This window comes from Moorena sp. SIO2C4 (assembly GCF_010672485.1).
Classification (GTDB): domain Bacteria; phylum Cyanobacteriota; class Cyanobacteriia; order Cyanobacteriales; family Coleofasciculaceae; genus Moorena; species Moorena producens.
The window spans coordinates 1-8307 of sequence record NZ_JAAHGN010000236.1; the positions used below are offsets into that span (position 1 = coordinate 1).

The 8307-nt window shown below is 41.3% G+C and carries 5 protein-coding genes and 2 pseudogenes; 5 read left to right on the plus strand and 2 right to left on the minus strand.

The window, feature by feature from the left end:
* From F6K20_RS14485 to F6K20_RS14495, 3 genes and pseudogenes are all read left to right on the plus strand, one after another.
* Nucleotides 1-313 (plus strand): annotated as a pseudogene (locus tag F6K20_RS14485) (glycosyltransferase); the annotation flags it as partial.
* A gap of 212 nt (nucleotides 314-525) precedes the next feature.
* Nucleotides 526-3885, plus strand: a complete 3360-nt coding sequence (locus tag F6K20_RS14490; protein WP_287267120.1) for a glycosyltransferase family 4 protein — start codon at nucleotides 526-528, stop codon at nucleotides 3883-3885.
* Nucleotides 3886-4035: 150 nt separating this feature from the next.
* Nucleotides 4036-5532 carry a methyltransferase domain-containing protein gene (locus tag F6K20_RS14495; protein ID WP_287249487.1) on the plus strand — a complete coding sequence of 499 codons (1497 nt, stop codon included), beginning with the start codon at nucleotides 4036-4038 and terminating at the stop codon, nucleotides 5530-5532.
* Nucleotides 5533-5657: 125 nt separating this feature from the next.
* Here F6K20_RS14495 and F6K20_RS14500 read toward each other — a convergent pair.
* Nucleotides 5658-5981, minus strand: a pseudogene (locus tag F6K20_RS14500) (IS4 family transposase); the annotation flags it as partial.
* 145 nt (nucleotides 5982-6126) lie between these two features.
* Here F6K20_RS14500 and F6K20_RS14505 point away from each other — a divergent pair.
* Both F6K20_RS14505 and F6K20_RS14510 read left to right on the plus strand, forming a co-directional pair.
* A complete protein-coding gene (locus F6K20_RS14505; RefSeq protein WP_287295091.1) occupies nucleotides 6127-7155 on the plus strand; it encodes a glycosyltransferase in 1029 nt (342 codons plus the stop codon).
* On the plus strand, nucleotides 7152-7862 hold the full coding sequence (locus tag F6K20_RS14510; RefSeq protein ID WP_287295093.1) for a class I SAM-dependent methyltransferase: 711 nt from the start codon (nucleotides 7152-7154) through the stop codon (nucleotides 7860-7862). Before F6K20_RS14505 ends, F6K20_RS14510 begins: the two co-directional genes overlap by 4 nt.
* Before the next feature lie 50 nt (nucleotides 7863-7912).
* On the opposite strand, the gene F6K20_RS14515 is transcribed toward F6K20_RS14510, so the two are convergent.
* A partial coding sequence (locus F6K20_RS14515; protein WP_287295095.1) for a hypothetical protein occupies nucleotides 7913-8307 on the minus strand: 395 nt, incomplete at its 5' end.

The following is an 8307-nucleotide window of genomic DNA, read 5'->3' on the forward strand; positions in this document are numbered from 1 at the left end:
TCAATGCCCAATGTATCAAGATTCCTACTGGTTGAACAGAAGAATCCTCAAATATCAGGAGTTCGTCATTAACCTGAGAGAATGGCTTCAAAATGCCGAAAACGGTAGAAATACACTAAATCTCAACTATACAGCTCTTGAAAACAAATATCAAGCCGTTGAAACGGAATACCATGCCCTAAAGCTTGAATTAGAGCAAGCCCGGGCGAAAATTGCTGAAATTGCGAAAATTGTTGAGAGGGAAACCGATATAAATCAGAATGGACAAAGTTCTAATATCAAACTCAACTTGACGAATTTGGAACAAGTCTGATTAGGATAACAACTTAGACTAATACCTTAGACTAACAGGTTATAAATACTATAGGGATACTAAATGAATTGTGATAATTTTTGTTCCCTGTTCCCTGTTCCCTGTTCCCTGTTCCCTGTTCCCTGTTCCCTTTGTTATAACAAGTTAAACTTCTTAATTATTGCTATTTACTGCCAAATTTATGGTCAGGTGTGTGTGAGGGGCTGTGTAATATGCCAAGTAATAGGTCAGAATCCGAACTAGATTATGTGATTCCTCCTGAGATTAAAGACGACGATTTTTATAGAGCGATTCAGAGGATAGCTCGGGAAGAAGATATCAAGACGGTTCTAGAAATCGGGTCTTCATCCGGTGCGGGAAGCACCGAAGCGTTTGTGAAGGGGCTGCGGGAAAACCCGTCTAATCCAGTGTTATTCTGTATGGAGGTTTCAAAACCTCGTTTTACTGAGTTAAGGGAACGCTATCGGGAGGATTCTTTTGTAAAGTGCTACAATATTTCATCAATTTCCCTAGAACAGTTTCCTAGGCAAGATGAAGTCAGAGAATTTTATAATTCCCATCGTACCCCTCTAAATAACTACCCTCTTGAACAAGTCTTGGGTTGGCTTCGTCAAGATATCGATTATGTTAGGGAAATGGGAACCTCTGGAGATGGGATTGAAACGATTAAGCAAGAAAACCAGATCGAGGATTTTGATCTAGTCTTAATCGACGGCTCCGAGTTCACGGGTGAGGTGGAATTGGATCAGGTTTACGGAGCCAAATACATCCTACTTGATGATATTTGTACCTACAAAAATTATAGTAATCACCATCGGTTATTAAGAGATAAAAACTATAAACTGATTGAGCAAAATGCGTCTGTGCGCAATGGTTACTCCATTTTTGCTAAAGCGGGTAGTCACCATTTAGGTGGGCAGTCAGGTCAAGCCTCAACCCCTCTTCCCATCAATTTTTTTACAATTGTTCTCAATGGTGAACCCTTCATTCGCTACCATATTGACGTCTTCAGTAAACTGCCATTCCCATGGCATTGGCACATTATTGAAGGTGTAGCGAAATTGAAGCATGATACTGCCTGGAGTTTAGCGACGGGTGGGTATGTCAGTGATGAAATTCACCACAACGGTCGTAGTATTGATGGCACCACAGAGTATCTCGACCAACTGATGGAACGCTACCCTGACCAGATCACCGTCTATCGCAAACCTGATGGGGTTTTCTGGGAGGGCAAGCGAGAAATGGTGAATGCTCCCCTTGAGAATATCCAACAAGAGTGTCTGTTGTGGCAGGTAGATGTGGATGAGTTGTGGACAACTGAGCAAATCTGTAAAGCTCGACAGATGTTCATCGACCAACCTGACAAGACGGCTGCTTTGTTCTGGTGTTGGTATTTCGTTGGAGAAAATTTAATTGTCACCAGTCGCAATTGCTATACACAAAACCCCAAACAGGAATGGTTGCGCCTCTGGAGGTTTAAACCAGGAGCTGTCTGGGCAGCCCACGAACCCCCAAGGCTAGTCCAACCGTGGTCAACTAATCAGTCTAATCAGTCAAATCAGTCAGCTAATCAGTCAGCTAATCATGGGCAAGATGTAGCAACCATAAATCCATTCTTACATCGAGAAACCGAAGCGCAGGGACTGGTCTTTCAACATTTTGCTTATGTAACACCGGAACAGTTGCAGTTTAAGGAGAGCTACTACGGCTACCAGAATGCTCTGGCCGACTGGCAGGGACTACAGCAGCAGTCTGAATTTCCAGTTTTTCTGCGTCAACATTTATCTTGGGTTGAGGATGAAACCCTGGTTGAACCGGCGGATATCTGTGGTATAGTGCCGATTGCTCAGAAGGAGCCTGACGGCGAAAAATGGCAGTTTTTGCAACTGGAAGAATTTCAGCAACAAACTATGAAGATTGAAAGACCATTCCCCCAAATTGTGCTTGATGGGGTATTTTTCCAATTTTTTCCTAACTCTGGGATTTCCCAAGTCTGGAAGTCTTTGCTAGAGGTATGGGCAACTAATGGCTTTGGGAACCATGTGATTGTTTTAGACCGGGCTGGAACGGCTCCGAGGATTCCTGGAATTCGCTATCGCCCCATTCGAGCTTACGATTACAACAAAACGGGAGCAGATGCTGACTTGTTGCAGGAAATCTGTGATGAAAAAGGGACTGATCTATTCATTTCCAGCTACTATACCGCACCCCTATCTACTCCTTCTGTATTTATGGCTTATGACATGATTCCAGAAGTGATCGGAGCCAATCTTAACGAAGCAGGTTGGAAAGAGAAACATTACGGTATCTTACACGCCTCACGTTATATTACGATATCCGAAAGTACGGCTCGAGATCTGATTAAGTTTTTTCCCCATATTTCCCGGTCAAAGGTAACGGTAGCTCACTGTGGGATCAAAAAGGTTTTTTCCCCGGCAAGCGATGATGATATCGATGAGTTTAAGACTAAATTCAATGTGACAAAACCCTACTTACTCTTAGTAGGAGAAAGAACAGGTGTTAATGGCTATAAAAACGCTATCTTTCTATTCAGAGCATTATCTAAGCTGGTGGATAAGGAAGAGTTTGGGGTGGTTTGTGTAGGTGGTAGACCTGAGTTAGAACCTGAGCTAGCTGCCCTGGCAGCAGGAATAACAACCCAGGTTCTGCCCCTGAGTGATGAAGAATTGAAAGTAGCTTATTCTGGTGCGATCGCTCTGGTTGTCCCCTCTCTGTACGAAGGCTTCGGATTACCAGTTACCGAAGCAATGGTGTGTGGTTGCCCTGTAATTACCTGTCGTCACTCCTCTCTTCCGGAAGCAGCTGGGGAAGCAGCATTGTATGTGGATCAATCTAATGTTTACGAGCTGATTGATGCTCTGTACAAAGTTCAAAACCCAGAGGTTCGTAAGCAGTTGATTGCTGATGGTTTTGAACACGCGAAGAAATTTTCCTGGTCAAAGATGGCCGAGACTGTGGCAGAGGTTATGGTCGAAACTGCTAAGACCATCAAAAATGATGGTACTGGTATAGGTTCCCCCCTTTGGGGAGAATTCAGGAAGTTACAGGCTCAAATCCAAGAAAAGCTACCCCCAAGTCCGTCCCTAATTCAAGTTCAGCCAACTCAGCTTCAGTCAGGGGATCTCGAAGAGCAATTGAGGTACGCAGAGGCTCAACTTCACCAAAAACAGCGGGAACTTCAAGAAGCAGGGTCAACTCTAGCTGCAATGCAGTCCAATCAATTCTGGAAACTGCGGTCAGGCTGGTTTCGACTAAAACCCCTGTTAGTTCCACTAGTTAGTCTAATTTTAGGGATCAACTTACTACTGCTATCTACCGCAATGTATGCTAACAGGACTCTAGTGCAACTAATGTCATTCGTTTCTCCTATCCAAGGAAATCTATTCTTTAGTCTTGGCGGTAGTTTGTTGTCCATTGCACTAATGTTAGGTATGGTGGGCTATCTGGGCTATATGAAGCCTCAGGTTCTCCGCCGGGTCAGAATTGTCATGGGTGGTGGGGGATTAGCGTTGATAGGTTTGACGGTACTACAAAACATTAACCTGTTGTAGATAACAGCCCAGTTTTCCAAGTCTTAATTCTTAAGACCCTTTATTTTTATTCCGTCTCTGGGGAGTGAATTAAAAAAAGGGTTTTCAATCCGGACTTGTGACCAGACTTAAGTTCGAGCTAATTTATCAATACCTGGGTGTAACAACAACATGACACAAACCTTTAGAGATATCTGTTGGTGTGGAAATACTGAGCTAACTGAATTTTCCCCCGACTACTTGGCGTGCTCTGAATGTGGCACTCTAGTGTCAAAAACTGGTTTGAGGTCTGAGCAGCTTCGTGTACAGGATGATAACCATGACTTCTACGGTAAAGAATACTGGTTGTCTTATCAGACCGAGCATTATGGTTTTCCTGATATTCGTCAACGAGCCCGTCAAGACTTACCAGAGCGATGCCTCCACTGGTTGCGTACACTGATGGCTTATAAACTACCGCCAGCCAAAGTGCTTGAGTTAGGTTGTGCTCATGGTGGCTTTGTGGCAATGATGGGCTGGGCAGGTTTTGATGCTATGGGTTTAGAACTTAGCCCTTGGGTGGTGGAATTCGCACAACAGACATTCAATATGCCCATTTTGTCAGGACCGATCGAGGATCAGCAACTAGAATCGGAATTGTTTGATGCCATCGTACTCTACGATGTCCTGGAGCATCTACCTGATCCAGTGGCTACCATGAGCCATGGGGCATCTCTTCTTAAGGAAGATGGTATTTTCATTGTGCAGATGCCAAATTATGAAGAGGGTAAAACCTATTCAGAGATGGTTGCTCAAAAGGATAATTTTTTACACCAAATGAAATCTATTGAGCATATCCATCTTTTGAGTAGGCGAGGGGTGTCGCAATTCTTTAAAAACCTCGGTTTTGAATTTCTGCAATTTGAACAACAGTTGTTCGACTATGATATGTTTTTCGTAGCTAGTCGGCAGGCTTTGGTGCGCTATACTGATCAGCAAATTAGTTACTATCTGCTCAAGAGTCCATCTGGGCGAATGGTTCAGGCATTACTGGACAAATCATCTGAGTTTAATCAACTCCAAGTTCAGTATCAAAATATCCAAGTTCAGTATCAAACTAGCGAGACTAGGCGTGCTGAGCTTCTGAAGATTATTGAGCAACAGGATCAAGAGATAGCTTCCTTGCGCTCTCAGGTCAGTGCAACTGTCACAGACCTCCAGCAGACTAAATCACAATTAACCCAAGCCCACTCAGACCTTCAACATACTCAGTCACAATTGACCAATGCCCACTTAGATCTACAACATAGTCAGTCACAACTAAATCAATCAAACTCAGAAGTTCAGCATACTCAGTCACAGTTAGTACATGCTTACTCAGAAATTCAACATACTCAGTCACAATTAACCCAAGTACATTCAGACCTTCAGCATACTCAGTCACAATTAACCCAAATACACTCACACCTTCAGAATAGTCAGTCACAATTGGCACAGTCACAGGAAAAAATTCAGGATTTTCAGCAAAATCAATTACAGCAGATTCAGAACCAACTGAACGAAACTGAGACTAAGTTGAAGGTAATTAATGTAGAAATTGCGGCGATGAAGACCAGTAAGTTTTGGAAATTGCGATCGCTCTGGTTCAAATTAAAAGGGTTTGTTGGTTTTCCTACAGATAACGAATAAAATTTTCAATAATTAACGTCAGCTAAAACAGGAGTTTAATCATGCTTGATACGGTACTCAATCAAGTTGTCAGTGCTAAGGAACCATTCAACAGTTATGAGACGGTGAAAGAAGCTGTTGAAACCAATGTTATAGCAATACTGCCCCAATTCCCAAGTCGTACGGTAATTACTCACTATCGAAGGCTCAGGGATTTGCATCCACTTGACCACAATTGTTGCCTACGCCTTGTGATCTAGGTCAAACCCGCGAAAAAATCGTTGCAGTCGTTTGTAATTTCAATCGGGCAGAGCCTTTACCTCAAATCCCAATGCCAGTTCACTCAGGTTCACTGTCTTTACTTTCAACAATGCCAGCTTGAACTTGACTAGAAACGAGACTCTCGCTCCGTGCTATCCCAAATGGGGTTGGAGGGCTTTCTTCAATTCGCCCTTATTGGTCCATGGGATTTGAGATCACTCTCCTAAATTCGGATGAAACCCCATCCTGCTCTTCTTTTCAACCTTTTTGTCCTGTACTGAAGTGATGGGTAGACTTTTTGCAAGAAAACATGTACTCTAACTTATTAGTTTTTCATAGTCTGAGAGGAAATAAATGGGACTCTCAAAGCTCTCACCGCCAAAACAGTCTCTAAATCAGTCTCTAATTACTGACTTGACTGATAGGAAAAATCTAGTCATTGTCATTCCTTCATTTAATGACTGGGAAGCTCTGGAAAAGCTACTGCTACTTATTGATGAGATTATTATTCCTCAGGGCACCAATTTAGAAGTTGTTATTGTTGATGACTATTCAACGATGCCCATCCCACATTCACTGACTCATCAAGAACATCGCCAGATTCGAGCAGTTAACATCCTTCGACTTCGCCGTAACCTTGGTCACCAGAGAGCGATAGCGGTTGGCTTGTCCTATGTATATAGCCACTCAGACTGCGACTGGGTTGTGGTGATGGATGGTGATGGGGAAGATAATCCCTTTGCGATAGAGCACCTCCTGAATGTTTCGGACAAGACAGGTAACAATAAAATAATTTTTGCTAAGCGGAGTAAGCGCTCTGAAAGCTACACATTTAAGTTTTTATATTTCATTTACAAAAAGCTTTATCTCCTGCTGATAGGTAAAGAAATTAGCGTCGGTAATTTCAGTTTATTACCTGCTTATTTATTGAAGAATGTCGTAGTAATTTCCGAAATTTGGAATCATTACTCATCAGGCATTTATCGCTCTCGAATTCCCTATCTTGAAGTAGATGTTCCCCGGGCGAAGCGACTAGCTGGACAACCCAAGATGAACTTAGTGTCTTTGGTGACACATGGCTTGAGTTCTATTGCTGTGTACGGAGATATCGTCGGGACAAGAATATTATTAAGTGTTGTAGTTTTATTAGTTATTTTATTGTTGCTCTTAGGCTTAGTTTTGCTGATTAGAGTCTTTACCGATTGGGGGATACCAGGCTGGGCAACATACGTGTCTGGTTTATTAGTTCTATCTATGTTCCAACTTGTCTTAATCGGAACTGTTTTCAGTCTGATCATCCTGTCAAGTCGCAATCAGTCCAACTTGATTCCAGTTCGCGATTATAAATATTACGTTGATGATTTCTTTCCTTTAAAACCATGAGCCAGTTTACCTATGTCGGGACAGAGTTAGAGCTATTTGCTCAAGCTAAGAATTGGAAGAACTATATAAGAGTTTTATTAAGTAAATATATCAAAGGTGATGTCTTAGAAGTTGGGGCGGGCATAGGAAGCAACACCCGTTTACTCTGTCGCTCCCCATATAGTCAGTGGTTGTGCCTAGAGCCAGACAATCAGCTTTTCCATGCTCTAGAACAATCGATTGATTTAAATGGTATCATCAACTGTTATGCCCGCAATGGAACTATTGATAGTTTGACTAATGAGCAATTCTTTGATTCGATTTTATACCTTGATGTTTTAGAACATATCCACAATGATAATCAAGAAGTCATCAAAGTGTCTCAACATCTAAAAGCTAATGGAAATTTAGTTATTTTAGGTCCGGCTCATCAAAGATTGTTTACTCCCTTCGATGCAGCTATTGGTCACTATCGTCGCTATAGTCAATCCAGCCTTAAAGCAATAATACCAGATAATCTCAAGATTGTTACATGTCTCTATTTAGATAGTGTGGGTTTACTAGCTAGTCTAGCTAATAAACTGATACTTAAGCAAAGTCAACCAACTTTAAAACAAATACAAGTATGGGATAGCTTAATGGTTCCTATCTCTAGAACCTTAGATCCTATCTTCAGATATAGATTAGGAAAATCAATTCTGCTAATAGCTAAAAAATATCCTGATTAAATTGATAAAGGTTAATTTTGACTATAAATAAAATTAACCCTATTACTAATTTATTTGGGATGGCCATAAAAACCTCTAAAACCTTTCCACACTTTACCACCTTGTTGAATGTTTTTATTAGCTAAAGACACCCAATACTGGTTAGAATCATCAACATTTTGATTTTGTAAATTTTTAGGGGTTTCAAAATATTCTAGAGACTCTAAATACTCAAAATTATTTTGCTCTTCTTTTGAGATTACCGAAATTTGAGCCAACCTTTCTCTAAGAGCTTGAGAATTAGAAATAGCTACTTTATGAAATTGAAGAACTATAGGAGTAAAACAAAGCATTATCCATAAAAAAGCTATAATTATATGGATTTTAGCAAAAATTTTTGATATTTTATACCCAAGCCAAACAAAAGCCAAAGGAACAAGTGAGATTGAAGCTACCCATTGTCTTA